18 protein-coding genes are annotated in these 14,843 nt (G+C 52.3%); 7 read left to right on the top strand and 11 right to left on the bottom strand.

The genetic code is table 11. The features are described from left to right. Positions 1–259 precede the first annotated feature (259 nt). On the bottom strand, positions 260–691 hold the full coding sequence (locus tag ACEPPP_RS14770) for a hypothetical protein (RefSeq protein WP_374087931.1): 432 nt from the start codon (positions 689–691) through the stop codon (positions 260–262). Between the two features lie 230 nt (positions 692–921). Here ACEPPP_RS14770 and ACEPPP_RS14765 point away from each other — a divergent pair, with 230 nt between their 5' ends. From ACEPPP_RS14765 to ACEPPP_RS14745, 5 genes are read left to right on the top strand one after another with little or no spacing between them, the layout of a single operon-like run. Then, on the top strand, positions 922–1,194 hold the full coding sequence (locus ACEPPP_RS14765; RefSeq protein WP_374087930.1) for a hypothetical protein: 273 nt from the start codon (positions 922–924) through the stop codon (positions 1,192–1,194). A 3-nt stretch (positions 1,195–1,197) separates the two neighbouring features. Beyond that, positions 1,198–2,124 carry a malate dehydrogenase gene (locus tag ACEPPP_RS14760; protein WP_374087928.1) on the top strand — a complete coding sequence of 309 codons (927 nt, stop codon included), beginning with the start codon at positions 1,198–1,200 and terminating at the stop codon, positions 2,122–2,124. Between the two features lie 13 nt (positions 2,125–2,137). Continuing rightward, positions 2,138–2,833 (top strand): VIT family protein, encoded by a 696-nt coding sequence (locus tag ACEPPP_RS14755; RefSeq protein WP_374087926.1) that lies wholly within the window; start codon positions 2,138–2,140, stop codon positions 2,831–2,833. Positions 2,834–2,840: 7 nt separating this feature from the next. Further along, positions 2,841–3,146 (top strand): GIY-YIG nuclease family protein, encoded by a 306-nt coding sequence (locus ACEPPP_RS14750; protein ID WP_374087924.1) that lies wholly within the window; start codon positions 2,841–2,843, stop codon positions 3,144–3,146. Beyond that, positions 3,139–4,038 carry a carbohydrate kinase gene (locus tag ACEPPP_RS14745; protein WP_374087922.1) on the top strand — a complete coding sequence of 300 codons (900 nt, stop codon included), beginning with the start codon at positions 3,139–3,141 and terminating at the stop codon, positions 4,036–4,038. Before ACEPPP_RS14750 ends, ACEPPP_RS14745 begins: the two co-directional genes overlap by 8 nt. Before the next feature lie 324 nt (positions 4,039–4,362). On the opposite strand, the gene ACEPPP_RS14740 is transcribed toward ACEPPP_RS14745, so the two are convergent. After that, on the bottom strand, positions 4,363–4,848 hold the full coding sequence (locus ACEPPP_RS14740) for a hypothetical protein (RefSeq protein ID WP_374087920.1): 486 nt from the start codon (positions 4,846–4,848) through the stop codon (positions 4,363–4,365). Positions 4,849–6,228: 1,380 nt separating this feature from the next. On the opposite strand from ACEPPP_RS14740, the gene ACEPPP_RS14735 reads away from it, so the two are divergent. Both ACEPPP_RS14735 and ACEPPP_RS14730 read left to right on the top strand, forming a co-directional pair. After that, positions 6,229–6,405 (top strand): hypothetical protein, encoded by a 177-nt coding sequence (locus ACEPPP_RS14735; RefSeq protein WP_374087918.1) that lies wholly within the window; start codon positions 6,229–6,231, stop codon positions 6,403–6,405. A 1,167-nt stretch (positions 6,406–7,572) separates the two neighbouring features. Next, positions 7,573–8,697: a LuxR C-terminal-related transcriptional regulator gene (locus tag ACEPPP_RS14730; RefSeq protein ID WP_374087916.1), complete on the top strand. Its 1,125-nt coding sequence runs from the start codon at positions 7,573–7,575 to the stop codon at positions 8,695–8,697. Positions 8,698–8,958: 261 nt separating this feature from the next. Here ACEPPP_RS14730 and ACEPPP_RS14725 read toward each other — a convergent pair whose 3' ends face one another. From ACEPPP_RS14725 to ffh, 9 genes are all read right to left on the bottom strand, one after another. Then, complete coding sequence (locus ACEPPP_RS14725; RefSeq protein WP_374090932.1) at positions 8,959–9,555, bottom strand: DUF4304 domain-containing protein; 597 nt, start codon at positions 9,553–9,555, stop codon at positions 8,959–8,961. Between the two features lie 132 nt (positions 9,556–9,687). Further along, the gene (locus ACEPPP_RS14720; protein ID WP_374087915.1) at positions 9,688–10,131 is read right to left on the bottom strand and encodes a hypothetical protein; all 444 of its coding nucleotides are present in this window, start codon (positions 10,129–10,131) and stop codon (positions 9,688–9,690) included. 97 nt (positions 10,132–10,228) lie between these two features. Continuing rightward, positions 10,229–10,594 (bottom strand): hypothetical protein, encoded by a 366-nt coding sequence (locus ACEPPP_RS14715; protein ID WP_374087914.1) that lies wholly within the window; start codon positions 10,592–10,594, stop codon positions 10,229–10,231. A gap of 59 nt (positions 10,595–10,653) precedes the next feature. Further along, positions 10,654–11,076, bottom strand: a complete 423-nt coding sequence (locus ACEPPP_RS14710; RefSeq protein ID WP_374087913.1) for a DUF4279 domain-containing protein — start codon at positions 11,074–11,076, stop codon at positions 10,654–10,656. Between the two features lie 270 nt (positions 11,077–11,346). Then, positions 11,347–11,688 (bottom strand): 50S ribosomal protein L19, encoded by a 342-nt coding sequence (gene rplS / locus ACEPPP_RS14705; protein WP_326498894.1) that lies wholly within the window; start codon positions 11,686–11,688, stop codon positions 11,347–11,349. An 8-nt stretch (positions 11,689–11,696) separates the two neighbouring features. Then, positions 11,697–12,440 carry a tRNA (guanosine(37)-N1)-methyltransferase TrmD gene (gene trmD, locus ACEPPP_RS14700; RefSeq protein ID WP_374087911.1) on the bottom strand — a complete coding sequence of 248 codons (744 nt, stop codon included), beginning with the start codon at positions 12,438–12,440 and terminating at the stop codon, positions 11,697–11,699. A gap of 8 nt (positions 12,441–12,448) precedes the next feature. Further along, positions 12,449–12,961 carry a ribosome maturation factor RimM gene (rimM, locus tag ACEPPP_RS14695; RefSeq protein WP_374087908.1) on the bottom strand — a complete coding sequence of 171 codons (513 nt, stop codon included), beginning with the start codon at positions 12,959–12,961 and terminating at the stop codon, positions 12,449–12,451. An 8-nt stretch (positions 12,962–12,969) separates the two neighbouring features. Then, positions 12,970–13,221: a 30S ribosomal protein S16 gene (rpsP, locus tag ACEPPP_RS14690; RefSeq protein WP_326498897.1), complete on the bottom strand. Its 252-nt coding sequence runs from the start codon at positions 13,219–13,221 to the stop codon at positions 12,970–12,972. A 253-nt stretch (positions 13,222–13,474) separates the two neighbouring features. After that, the gene (ffh, locus tag ACEPPP_RS14685) at positions 13,475–14,833 is read right to left on the bottom strand and encodes a signal recognition particle protein (protein ID WP_374087905.1); all 1,359 of its coding nucleotides are present in this window, start codon (positions 14,831–14,833) and stop codon (positions 13,475–13,477) included. Positions 14,834–14,843 lie beyond the last annotated feature (10 nt).

Genomic DNA, 14,843 nt, shown 5'->3' with positions numbered 1-14,843 from the left:
ACACAGCCGCCTCAAGGGATTGAGACGTTCGCGGGGGATCGGATCTATCCTATCCCCCGCTTCCAAACCCCACGAAGTATCGAACTGCGTCCAAAGCCGGTTGAAATCCAGGAGTCCAACAACATATCGATAGTCATGCGGAAGCCTAGTCGCAGCCGCCACAGCCATTCCCGCTGTCGCTGCTGTCACTACAACTTGCGAAGCCTCATCATCAAATAAAGGCGGGTAGCCCAAAGGGTCGCTTTTTCACCGTATCCCCTTAACAGTCTTGAGTACCGTCCTTCTTCGAAAGAGACCAGGTGAGAACTTTCTTGGACGGGTCATAGGTCGCCATGCCGACACAGGTTGCACTCTCCAGGAAAGTCAATTCCAACGGCCACAGTAGCAATTCGGCCAGCCCCGCCGTAAAGACGTCTGCTGCCAGATAAGGAATGATGCGGATTTTTGACGCCTGAGGAAGCCCGGACTGGAATTCGAAAACATCCTGCTTCTTCCCTGTTTTGTCGTCATCGACAAGTTTTGGCGCGCCTAATTTTGCAATCAGTTCGGATCGCGGCGAGCCGATGCCGATGCCCGTCAAGTCGGCCGGACCCGGCTGTGTTGCGGCTTTGTACACCGAACAGGCGGGCAGAGAAAAAATGAACACGAACGCAACGGCGCCTAAGGCTGAAATGTAATATTTACGACACATGATGGCTCTCCGAAAAATGGGGATTCAACTTGCGACCTAACCACAGCAGTTGCTTCGCAAGCTTGGCTTCATCATAAGAAAGCGCATTCGCCTCAGTCTCGATCGCTTCGCAAAAGGCCGGATTCAATCGTCGAAAACCGGCTTTTGCGGGGCTAAAGGACTGAAAACCTTCCGCCTTGCCGTATAATCTAACGCATGAATCGATGCCCTATCCGATGCTGGAATTGTCCATGAATGCTTATCTGCACGCCGTCAATAACGCGATTGAACTGGCGCAGGGGATGAGCCTGCTGACTGTCGCGGCCTATCTGGCGATGCGCTGGACATGGCTCAGGGAATCACCGCAGACCAAGCCCGGACGAATTGCCGGTCGGCCCGAATTATCTGCACTTATTGCGGACGGTGCTGCTGGGCGATATTTCAGGATGAATATCGATGGCATTAGTCTTGATTCACTCAATACGTTATCCTACCTAAGATCAAACCACCCAGGAGTTCGGTGACTCATGAAAATTGCCATCATCGGCACCGGTCATGTCGGCTCGGCGATCGCTTATGCGCTGGTACTGAAAGGTCTCTGCGATCATCTGGTCCTGGCCGGCAGGAATCTTGCCAAGGCACAAGGCGATGCGCTGGATTTACAGCATACGCTGGCTTTTTGCGAGCGCTCGATGCTCATCGAAAGCGCCGCGCTCGAAGAGGTTGCCGATAGCGACATCCTGGTCGTGACCGCCTCGATGCCCACTTCGGGCCCTATGTCTTCGCGCCTCGAACTGGGTCCTGCCAATGTCGAGTTGTTCCGGCAACTGATCCCGATGCTGGTGCGCAACAATCCGAATGCGCTTTTGCTCGTCATCACGAATCCGGTCGACATCATGACGTATCTGGCGACGCAGATCTCGGGATTTCCTACCGCAAGAATCATGGGGATCGGCACCCTGGTCGATTCGGCCCGCTTCCGGTCGCTGTTGTCGCTGGAGGAGCAGATCCATCCCGACGATTTGCGCGCCTATATCCTCGGCGAACACGGTCCGAATCAGTTTCCGTTGTTCAGCACCGCATCGGCCGGCAGCGAACATATCGACGATAATCCCGCGCGCCGCGATATTTTCAACGCCGTGCACAGCGCCGGTTTCGATGTTTATAACGCCAAGGGTTACACGAATTATGCGATCGCCGCGGCGGCCTGCGAGGTGATCCGGGCGATCGTTTATGACTCGCGCCGGACCATTCCGCTCAGCACCTACCTTGATGATTGGCTCGGCATTCAGGATAATTGTTTCAGTATTCCGGTCGTGGTCGGCCGGCGCGGCATCATCCGCCATCTACATCCCGACCTGAACCGATCGGAAAAAAAAGCGCTGGAAAAGGCCGCTAGATTGATCAAAGACCAGATCGATCGCCTGCTTTTGCCTGAAGACAACTTGAGTTAACCTGGAAACCCACATGCAAGCCCATCAACCCGAATCTCATCGCACCCATCGCACCGGCTGGCTGCGCGCCGCGGTATTGGGCGCCAACGACGGCATCGTCTCGACGGCCAGTTTGATCGTCGGGATCGCGGCCTCGCAGGCCACGCAGCACGATATTTTGCTTGCCGGCGGCGCAGGATTAATCGCCGGCGCGATGTCGATGGCGGCCGGCGAATATGTCTCGGTCAGTTCGCAGGCCGATACCGAAAAGGCCGATCTGGCGCGCGAACGCAAGGAGCTCGCGGAAAACCATTCATATGAGCTGAACGAGCTGACCGCGATTTATATCCAGCGCGGCCTCGATCCCTTGCTCGCCGAACAAGTCGCGGTCCAGTTGATGGAGCATGACGCGCTCGGTGCGCATGCGCTGGAAGAATTGGGCATTTCTGAGCAAGGCTCCGCCCGTCCGCTGCAGGCCGCCCTGACCTCGGCAGCCACCTTTGCGGTCGGTGCGGCGCTGCCTTTGCTGGTCGCGCTGTTTTCGCCAGTCCCCATTCTCGCCGTCACGGTGTCGTCGTCATCGCTGCTGTTTCTGATGCTGCTCGGCATCGTCTCGGCCTATACCGGCGGTTCGAGCCTGCTCAAAGGCGCGGTTCGGGTCACCTTCTGGGGCGCGCTCGCGATGGGCCTGACCGCCGGCGCCGGCGCTCTGTTCGGCACGGTGATTTAATCCGGCGATGTGGTTTGTCTATATCATCCTCTGTAGCGACGACACCTTGTATACCGGCATCACCAATGACGTGCTAAGACGCTTCGAGCAGCATGCGAGCGGGCGCGGCGCGAAATATTTCTACGGCCGCCGGCCGCAGCGGCTCGTTTACCTGGAATCCGGCCATGACCGCAGTTCCGCGACCCAACGCGAACTGCAACTGAAAAAACTGAGCAAGCGAGAAAAAACGCGGCTGATCGAGTCGGATTGCAACCGGATCGACGATTACCTGACAGAATCCGCCCTGCTGCATCCGACGGAAGACCATGCCTAATCCCTCACTGATCCATATCTTCGGCGAAGTGCTGTTCGACCATTTCCCGGACGGCAGCCGCGTTCTGGGCGGCGCGCCGTTCAATGTCGCCTGGCATTTGCAGGCCTTCGGGCAAGCGCCGCGGTTGATCAGCCGTATCGGCGATGACCCGGAAGGACGGGAAATCGCCCAACTGATGCAGAATTGGGGCATGCGCGCCGATGCGCTGCAAACGGACCCGATGCATCCGACCGGCAGCGTGCAAGTCTCGATTGCTCACGGCGAACCGCGTTACGACATCGTCGCCGATTGCGCCTACGACTTTATCGACCAGAACCCTTTGTCCGAACAGCCCAGCGCAGGCATTCTCTACCACGGCTCGCTGGCGCTCCGTAACCCGGTCTCGCGCGCCGCCTTGCAAACGGTCAAGGCCAGGCATCGAGGCAAGATTTTTATCGACGTGAATCTGCGTCCACCCTGGTGGGAGCCCGACACGCTGCTAACGCTGCTGCACGATGCGGACTGGATCAAGCTGAATGAAGACGAACTGCTCACGCTATGCCCCGGCCATACCGATTTGGAAAGCGCGATGCAGGCGTTCTCCGATCAGTTCGCTCTCGAAACCTTGTTCGTGACCCGAGGCGCACAAGGCGCTCTGGTTTACGACCTGCAGCATCGGTTTGTCTCTGTCAAGCCGCCTGAATCAACCTTCGTGGTCGATACCGTCGGCGCGGGCGATGCGTTCGCCGCGATACTCCTTTGGGGCCTGAGCCGGCAATGGCCTCTGCCTACGACAGTGGAGCGAGCGCAGGCGTTCGCAGGCGCGCTGGTGGGCAGACGCGGCGCGACTGTGGCTGACGAGAGCTTTTATCTTGCCTTTGCAGCCTCATGGCGCATATCCCAATACCTTTAGGGCGATTAACAAACCGCCTGCGGTTTCCCGCGGGCGGTTCCAATTAAATATTGGAAGTACGGGACATATCCAACTTACTGAACGTTGATCACATAGTCCTTGACTTGCCCATCTTCAACGCACATGACATTACTGGTGGTGGTGTCGGCGTCGGTCCGGTTGACCCAGATCTTCGACTTGTTAACACCACTGAAAGGTCTCGCAAATACCGGCGAGAAGCACCCAGCGAAACCGAGTTAAGAATAGCAACTCGAATGACAGCCCCGAAAGTCTCCCGCGCATGGAGAAAATTGCTGCGCGGGAGACTTCATAGAAAGTTACTGATTAATTTGGCTTTCTATAGTATGACTCGTCATAGTCTACATGGCAGTCTTTGTTTTCTTTTCCAGAATATTCATAAGAAGTGCCGTATTCATCGAAACCATACCCGTCCATACTGTGCCCATCGTCCTTCGATGTACCGTACATGGAGTATCCGTAGTCATAGTCTGACGTGCCACTAGCAATCCAAGTTCTCTCGTCCGAATTCATATAAGCATGGGCATATTTGAAGGTATGACCAAGCCTGTGGCTTTTAACGTATCCAGGGGAGTATTTATCGAATTCATAACAATCCTTAAACTTCTTCCCGTAGTAGTTTTTGACTTCAACTTCGTAGATTCTTCCATTTACCCCCTTGTCGTAGTATTTTTCGAAGTCACCGCCATCATCCGCTAATGCAAAATTCGTGCAGCCGAGCGCGATCCCAATACTAACGGCAAAGCCGAGAAAGTAGCGCTTAAAGCAATCTCTATTATTTAAGTTACTCATGATTATCTCCTGCTAAATAGATTAAAATGCAACGACTAATATTAAATTATCGGTATTCCGTTGCTCTTAATGGCGCCCTGTCGAGTACAACGTGTTGGCAAAGGCACCCGACACCTGCCACCAAGGCCCGGCAATACCATAATAAATACCACCGAAGAAGCCCAATCTCGACGATTATATTTTTACCTAATAAAACATAGGAATACCATCGTACTAAAGTAGGGAATTTCATAAATATATCAACAAACATCATTAAATATAAAATCATCCATATGATTTTTATACAAATTTTACAAAACAAACATCCAATAAAAACAATAATTACACATCAATACAATAGTGAAAAAAGAACGCATTACATAAAACACTCTTTAAAAGACACTAATTAACTCCATACAAAACAGACAAAGCACCTATTTTTCACCACCCATAAAACACATTAATATATTATTTTATAAAAACAGCCTATTACCTTAGGATTTCGTCAAAAATAACTCCCACTTATGGTTCCCACGCTCTGCATGGGAACCCGCTAAAGGACGCTCTGCGTCCCGAACCGCAGAGCGGTTCAGGCGGTATTCCCACGCAGAGCGTGGGAACGATGAGGGCGAATTTCGGGAAGTTATTTTTGAGCAAATCCTTAATATAACCAACACCATAAATCAAAAACCATGATGATAAAATAAGCAATACCACGCATCGACTTTAAACAACTATTCTGAGTATCATGGATAACTTGGCATTTAGAAATTGTTGTCATGACAAGAGGTTTTTCCCTTTGAACCTTTTCCGGCCAACACGAAATGCACTATAAGATTTATTTACGGGAAGTAGTGATTGATGGACCATTGTATTTGCTTGCCCCAGCATCTCCTGGAACGCATCAACTGTCTGTATGAGGCTTCTGACATTAGCGATATGGCTTGTGCGCTGTTCGATGGTTCGCGCCCAGCAATTCCCTTTCACAACGCTATGTTCCTCTCGGTCGATCAAGGAGGTACATTCGAATTGCAGCAGGGATACGATTGGAATTGCGTAGCGAAGGATATCAGTCTTTATCTGGAAAGATACATACCTTTAGCGGCGCTCAGGTTATACCGCGGTATTCAAGGAGGGGATTTCAAAGTAGTGATTAGGTCGCGATAAGTCGTCGTATCGGTCAGCATCAGAGGGGAGAATAATCCGAAAACCTCCCGCACGCATGCAGAGAATATGCTGTGCGGGAGACATGCTAGACCACTATTTATTGCATAGGTTGGTTATCCTGAGTAGATGGGACATCCGGGCTGGATGGAGTATCCGAACTGGATGAAACATCAGGGCTCGATGGAGTATCCGGACTGGATGGAACATCAGGGCTCGATGGATTATCCGGACTGAATGGAACATCAGGGCTCGATGGAGTATCCGGACTGGATGGAACATCAGGGCTCGATGGAACATCAGGGCTCGATGGAGTATCCGGACTGGATGGAACATCAGGGCTCGATGGAACATCAGGGCTCGATGGAGTATCCGGGCTGGATGGAGTATCAGGGATGTTTTGATTGTCTTTAGTGCACGTGTCTAAGTCGGTTTTTTTTCCCTTAAATACGAAAGTGTCGCCGGGCTGGGTGACGCCATTCCCCTTGATTCTTTCTCCGTGATGACGTGTTCTGCCGTGAATGCCAACGCTGAACTCAGGTACCGAGCTGCTAGTATCGGAAGGTAGCAAGCCGGCTGAATTAGAGGATACCAAGCCGCTAGCCTGCCAGTCCTCCTCGTCCATATTCAGTTTATCGTGTGCGTAAGTTAACGGCTCGTCCAGCCCTAGGATTTCAAGGGTTCCAGGGGAGTCTTGATCGAAGGTAAAACAAGTATCAAACTCATCCTCCTGATTACTCGACTCGGTCTTATCACCGCTGATAAATTTGACATGAACAGTATAGGTAAGCCCCTCTGGCCCATCGTTTTCATGCTTTTTTCGGCCCCCTTTATCATCGTGCGCTAACGCTAGATTAACGCAACCTAGCGAGATACCTAGACAACAAGCAAGACCAAGGCAGCTACGCATAAAGCTACCTCTAACATTCTGACTGAGACCAGTATTTTTGGTCTTAAAATATTCGCTATTTAATAAACTCATAAATATCTCCTATCAATAGGTTAAAATGAAACTCTCGATATTTAACTATCGGTATTCCGTTGCTTTTAATGGCGCCATGTCGAATATAACGCGCGACAGGGGAGCGCGATAGCTGCCGCCCCCGCGATACCATAAAAAATATCGCCTGTTATCATATTAAGGCATCCTCTGCAAAAGCGGGCGTGGACGTAATAAATACACATTCCAATATTTTTTACTCCCAATCCCAACGCACCCAACCCGCCCGATCTCGACAGTTATATTTTTACAGCATAAGACATTAAAATACTATCCGACTAAAGTAGGAAATTTCACACACAAACATCAATAAGTTATCTTATTAAAACAGACTATTATATTAATATAACCGATACTACAAAACCAATTCCCTGCAAACAAAATAAGTATTACCTCGTATAGACTTTAGACAAATAGCCTTAGTACCATAGAAAATTTTTATATCAAAAACTATTCCATGAAACCCATGAAAAAAGATTTTTTCCTTTGAACCTTTTCCTGCCGATACGAAATACACCATTAAGATTTATTTACGGAGGGCAGGATTGATGGCTCGTTGTCTTTGCTTGCACCAGCATCTTTTGGAACTCATCAACCGTCTGTACGAGGCTTCGGACGTTAGCGACATGACTAGTGCGCTGTTCGGTGGCCTACGCCTCATGGTTCCCTTTCACAATGCCATGTTCCTCTCGGTCGATGGCGGCACTTTCGAATTGCAGCCCGGATACGGCTGGAATTGCGCAGCGGAGGATATCAATCTTTATCTTGAGCAATACACCCCTTTAGATCCGTTTGTGACGGCGTTGCCATTGCCGGAGCGACTCAACCGGGCGATCCGCCTTTCGGACTTGACCTCCAGGGCTGATTTGGCTCGAACAGGGTTTAGCGACTTTCAGCGCCAGCTGCCTTTTCGGTATGCCTTGAGCGTAGTGGCCGCGTGGAACCGGCAACCGATGGCGGTGCTCAGGTTATACCGCGGTCTTCAAGGAGGGGACTTCAAAACTGAAGATCTCGATCTGTTGAGCAATCTGGCGCCTCACATTGCCCATGCCCTTTTTTTGCAGAAAGCGCAGATTGATGAGGATCAGCACCTTTGCACGGAAATACTCGTGCTAGCCGCCGACGGGCGGATCATTTTCCACAGCGAGACCGCCCAGGATATCCCGCCGGAGGTTATAAATGAATTGCTCCTGCTGGATGAACAGGATGGATCGCTATGTCTCAATCATGACTCGAAATTCTACCGAGCGCGGGTGATAGACTGGCGACCTCCCAGTTTGCTCACCTGCTTTGCGAAACGCGCCGGTGTAACGCCAAACCGGCAAGGGACGGAGGGGGCCTTGCTATCGGACGGCAGCGGCGATGATGCCTTCAATTCAGTGAGCCGCAATCTCAACATCATCGCGCTCGAGCCCTTTCGTAGGCGCGAAGACATTGCCAGCCGGCTGCAATACACCGGCATGTCGTCTCGGGAAATCGAGGTAGCCCTAAGAGTCATGTCAGGGTGTTCCAATGCCGATATTGCCCACGCCCTGTTTATCGACGAGAAAACGGTAAAGGACCACTTAAGCCACATCTACCAGAAAATCAAGGTACGCAGCCGAACGCAGTTGATCTCCCAAATATTCGGGCTGAATTTCATATGGCGAAGCGCAGATAAGTCAAGCTGGACTTGCGCGGAAACACAGACAGAGGCTCGCCTATAAAACGGCGCTTTTATTTCCTTAACATATAGACCGGGTGAAACGCAATGTTATCAGGGATCATAGAAGCTCGTGCTTCCCCGGATTCCGCTGCGCAGCATCCGGGCTACTTGCTGAAATCGCAAGAGCGGGGAAGCCATATCAGTACTAACTCCGCAGTTGAGCTGCGGCGCGCTGCGCTGTCCAGCGCGCCGCATGTGCATAATGAAATGGCGCACTTGCGGCGCGCCTGCGATGACGTAGACCGTCCGCTCCAACTTCTTGTTAGCCGTCCACGCGACCAAGCGATAGCTCCCTAGCGAGCTTGCGTACGTATTCGGGATGCCCTGGATTCTGGGTTTCGAGCACTTGCTGCGCGAGCAACTGACGCGCTCTCTCATTTTGCCCCCGCCCCGCGAGGATTATCGCCATGACTATCCGCGGGGGATTGCTCGCGCCCATGTTCTTTGACCGCCCATGCCATTCCGACAGAATCTTGTCGCGGGTCGCGAACCGCTCAAGGAAAGGAAGCCCGAAACGTTCGATACAACTTCTGACATCCTCTATCACCTCGTCGGCCAGCTGAGCGCGCCACCAGATGTCCTGTGTTTCGCCAGCTGCATCACCCAGGCGTGAACGCACGCAGCAGTGAAACTCCTGAACCCAAGCCCGCGCTTCCCTGCTACCGTGGTACTTGGCTACTTCGGGGACGTACACGCCAAGGTTAACCGTGAAGAGCCCGTGGAGGTTTTCGCGCAGCCCGGGAAAGTACGTCGTTCCAGGCGGATCGGACGCACCCATCTGCAGGTTAACTACTTGGGTCAAACCGTCTTCTGTGAGGCGATTGAACGTTCGTCCTCGAACCTTAAAGCCACGCGACACCAAGAGAGGCCGAATAGTTTTCTGGATCGAATCGACGGCTACTGCGAACTCCGACTTTGGCACAACCTTACCCGGCACGGCTAACGCTAAGCTAAGGGACGCGGAGCGTCCCTTTGAGCGACGTGTTAGCTTTCAACTCCAAAATTTCCACCATGGCTTCTTGGCTACGACTGATTCTGACCCAGTATTACCTCGGAGTTCCTGCCAATTTGATTGACCATTTGAGTCATAAATTTCACCCTCGTCACCTTGGACTTTTGCCTCAAGCGCGGATGCTATTGCGTGCATTTTAATGAGTATTTCTTCATCTGGATTCTTGACCGTGATCCGATCTTTATAGTGGTCGAACCACGCCATATTTCCATATTCTTCATGTTTCGAATAAGCGACCCATACTGATAGTCCTGGACTTTCCACTCTTAGGATGCTTCCGTCTGGTGTGGTGGCTTCAGCAAAACCATCCAGGCGCATTTTAGGATCTGATACGACATAGTTTTTCCATTCTTCAATGGTTATTTCTGGACCTTCTTCCTCGAACCACTCTTCTTTTCGAGTTATATGCACTTCGTAACCCACGGAAATACTCCTTGAAAGCTAACGCTAAATATAACTTGACCCAAAAAGTGTTGCAACGATAGGAGCGGAGCTTTTTGGGGTCAAGTTGATACGAGGGTTATACATATTCGGACTCATGGTTGACTATGTACTCATCTAGCTTCTTGTAATTGGCTTCGCTGTTTGCCCAGAGCACAGCATCTAAAGACTCAAAGTCGGACAAACCTTCCCTCCAGCGCGTCAAGGCGACCTGAAACGCCTCGGCAGATTTTGCAGCCCCAACAGCCTCATATACTGCGATGAAATCCTCCAAGCGAGTTTCTTGGTGGAAAGGGTTCCCAAACAGGTATTCGAAACCTCCGTTGTCAATGATTCCCTGGGCCGTCACGAGCATCACCGCAACTTTATGCGCAAACGGCGACCGCATGGGGTCAAAACCTCGTCGTATTAGCTTATCCACTGTCGTATCAATAAGGTCAGCCATACGTATAACGTGTAGCTAAGGGGCTGCGCGCTTTTGCGCAGTCCCGCTTGAGCGTAGGGTTAGACATGGTGTTCGTAGTCGTCAACATAGTAGAAATCAAGATCGAATGCCAAGCCAAGTTGGGCAGCCTGTCGAATATGTTCGCGGTTGAAATGCATGCCATGACCGCTAGCTGGGAAATAACCTACGCACTGGAGAGTAAGGTCATAGTCAAGCCACAGCAAGCGAAGGACATCGGCTTTGGTATTTAAGTAAAGGAATAAATTTTGGACGTGCATATCAAGAGGCCGCGTGTCATCCAAACCGCTACTCAAACGCCAACTCATGAACTTGCGGGGTTTGCCGTTATGTGAATTTATGTCGCCGACGTTCCAAGCCTCTGAAGGTTTGAGTCCCAAAATTTCAGTGACATGTTCATGCGTTCCGGGGCCGGAAATATGAAAATATGCGTATTCTCGATTGGTGAGTGGCGGTGATGTCATAAATGTCTAATTACAATTAGGCATCATAAATGACGCAAAACATTGCGCCACCCAGTTGCCTAATAGATTTAGAAATTCCGAAACTGGTTTATTTTCACTCATGTGCGCGAAAATATCACATCCTAATCAAAATGCAACGCCCTTCAGGAAATTTATCTGGAGAGCCGACCAAGTTAGTAACAAAATTCGCCTGCAACCCAGCGGATAAAATTTCACGCAAAAAAAAAGGCGACCCGAGGTCGCCTTTTTCTCTTCTGCAAAAAAAACTTTTTACAGTTTTTCCTTGATTCTCGCTGCCTTACCGGTCAAATCGCGCAAGTAGTACAGCTTCGCTCTGCGTACATCGCCGCGGCGCTTGACTTGAATTTCGCTGATCAACGGGCTGTGCGTCTGGAAAACGCGCTCGACGCCGGTGCCGTGCGAGATTTTTCTGACGGTGAAAGCAGAGTTCAAACCGCGGTTACGCTTCGCGATCACGACGCCTTCGAACGCCTGAATTCTTTCACGCTCGCCTTCCTTGACGCGGACTTGTACGACCACGGTATCGCCGGTCGAAAAGTCCGGGATCTGCTTTAATTGTTCTTTTTCCAATGCTTCAATAATATTGCTCATTACCACACCTAATAAACATCAACTTCAATTTTAAATTCGTTCAGCAGGGCTTGCTGTTCCGGGCTTAGCTGCTGATTTGCCAGCAAGTCCGGGCGTCTCTGCCAGGTTCTGCCGAGCGCCTGTTTCATCCGCCAGCGCTCGATTTCGGCATGATTGCCGCCCAACAACACCTTCGGCACCGGATAACCATCCAGATGCTCGGGCCGGGTAAAATGCGGACAATCCAACAATCCGTTTCGATGCGAGTCCTGCTCCGCGGAGGCTTCATCGCCGAGCACGCCGGGCAGTAAGCGCGTAATGCCGTCGATTACGATCAGCGCCGCGAGTTCGCCGCCGCTGATCACATAGTCGCCGAGCGACCATTCCTCGTCGCAATCGAGCTCGACGAAACGTTCGTCAACGCCTTCATAACGCCCTGCGACAAGAATCAATTGACTGAGCTGACTGGCCTCGACCAATAGTTCCTGGGTCAATAACTTGCCTTGAGGACTTAAATAAACCACTTTGGCGGGGCTTGCACCCGCCGCTTTCGCCGCCGTCACCGCATCATGCAGGGGCGGGTATTTCATCACCATGCCCGGGCCGCCGCCGTAAGGCCGGTCATCGACGGTCCGGTGCCGGTCTTCGGTATAGTCCCTGGGGTTCCATACGTTCAGACTGACACGCTGCCGTTCGATCGCCCTGCCGGTCACGCCATAGCTGGCGGCGCCGGTGACCATGTCCGGAAAGATCGAGACGACATCGAAACGCATGTCGGCTGTTAAAACTCGGGGTCCCAATCGACGACGATGCGGCCGCCTTCGCGGTCGACCTTGACGATCACCTGACCCTTGATAAACGGCACCGCGCGTTCGCGTTCGCCCTTCACGATCAACACGTCGTTCGCGCCGGTTTCGAGCAGGTTGTCGACTACGCCCAGCACCACGCCGTCGGTCGTCACGACCTCCAATCCGATCAGATCGGACCAGTAATATTCGCCTTCGGACGTTGCGGGCAGTTGCTCGCGGCGAATGAAAATATCCCAACCGACCAGGGCTTCCGCCTGACTGCGGTCGTTCACGCCCTTGATCTGGGCAATGATGCCGCCGCCTTGCAGGTGGCCCTCGACGATTTCGATCGTCTTCGTCTCACCCTTTTTGGTCAACAGCCAGGGCGAGTAATTCAGGATGTTTTCCTTCGGGCTGGTGTAAGAAAAAATCTTCAGCCAGCCTTTGATACCAAAAACGCCGGAAATTTTGCCGACGCTGACGGTATTATCGTGTTCTTTGGTCAAAACTGGGTTTAGGCGGTTGCCTTAGCCGCGTCTTTGATCAGTCTTGCAACGCGGTCGGAAGGCTGCGCGCCATTGGATTTCCAGTATTCGACGCGTTCGCTGTCCAGACGCAGTCTGACTTCGCTGCCGCGAGCCAGCGGGTTGAAGAAGCCGACGCGCTCAATGTAACGGCCGTCACGGCCGCTTCTGCTGTCGGCAACGATGACGTGGTAAAAAGGACGATTTTTCGCGCCAGTTCTAGTAAGGCGAATGGTTACCATTAAAGTTCCTCAAAACATTTAATTCAAAAAAATTAATCTGCCTATTCTACGCGATTTTACTGATATGTAAAGCGCTGAATCGACACAAAATTAGGGTTTATTGATTTTGTTGCTTGGCGGTTGTGGGCCGGGATGAAGCAGAAAGCGGCGGACAAAGCCTTTTCCCTCTCCAGGAAGCAAGCGATCAAAATGACATAAGCCATTTCGATCGCCCTCACCCTGCCCTCTCCCGGAGGGAGAGGATTTTCAAACCTCAGCGCCGCAAGCCGCGCACGTTGCTCTTGATGCCGCGGATCATGTTCGCCATGTTGCCGCCGGCCTTCAGCTTCTTCATCATTTTTTCCATCATCATGAACTGCTTCAGCATCCGGTTGACCGCGTTCAAATCCTGGCCGCAGCCGTCGGCGATCCGTTTTTTGCGGCTGCCTTTGATCAGGTCGGGGAAACGGCGTTCTTGCGGCGTCATCGAATTGATCACCGCGATCTGGCGGGCCAATTCCTTGTCGTTGACTTTCTCTCTGACTTCTTTCGGCACCGTGTTCATGCCCGGCAGCTTGTCGAGCATCGTGCCGACGCCGCCCATGTTTTGCATTTCGACCAGCTGTTCGCGGAAGTCTTCCAGGTCGAAGCCCTTGCCTTTTTGAATCTTGCGGACCAGCTTTTGCGCTTTTTCCTTATCGACTTTCTGCTCGATTTCCTCGATCAACGTGAGCACGTCGCCCATGCCGAGAATACGGGAAGCCATCCGGTCCGGATGGAAAGGCTCGAGCGCGTCGGCTTTTTCGCCGACCCCGATGAACTTGATCGGCTTGCCGGTGATGTGGCGGATCGACAACGCCGCCCCGCCACGCGCGTCGCCGTCGGCCTTGGTCAAGATCACGCCGGTCAACGGCAAGGCGTCGTTGAATGCTTTTGCGGTAATCGCGGCGTCCTGACCGGTCATGCTGTCGACCACGAACAAGGTTTCGATCGGCTTGACCGCGGCATGCAGTTCCTTGATCTCGCCCATCATCTCGTCATCGATGTGCAGGCGGCCCGCGGTATCGATGATCAACACGTCTATAAATTTACGCTTCGCGGCGTCGATCGCGGCATTGGCAATATCGATCGGTTTCTGGCTGGAGTCGCTCGGGAAAAATGTCAGGTTCAGATCTTGCGCGAGCGTTTCCAGCTGCTTGATCGCGGCCGGACGGTAAACGTCGGCACTGACCACGCCGACTTTTTTCTTTTGGTTTTCCTTCAGCCAACGGCCCAGTTTGGCGACCGTAGTGGTTTTACCGGCGCCCTGCAAGCCCGCCATCAGCACGATCGCCGGCGGCGTGGTGCGCAGGTTCAGCGCTTCGTTGCGCTCACCCATCACCTTGACCAACTCGGACTGCACCAGCTTGACCATCGCCTGACCCGGCGTCAGACTGCTTTGTACGGTCTTGCCCAAGGCGCCGGCTCTCACGCGATCGATAAAATCAGTCACCACAGGCAAGGCGACATCGGCTTCCAGCAAGGCCATGCGCACTTCGCGCAGGGTTTCCTTGATGTTGTCCTCGGTCAGGCGACCCTGGCCTTTCAGTTTTTTGAGGGTATCACTTAATCGATCGGTTAAATTATCAAACATGGCGTAAACT

The organism is Methylomicrobium lacus (genome assembly GCF_041897535.1).
Classification (GTDB): Bacteria; Pseudomonadota; Gammaproteobacteria; order Methylococcales; family Methylomonadaceae; genus Methylomicrobium; species Methylomicrobium lacus_A.
This window is presented reverse-complemented; position numbering and strand designations above follow the sequence as displayed.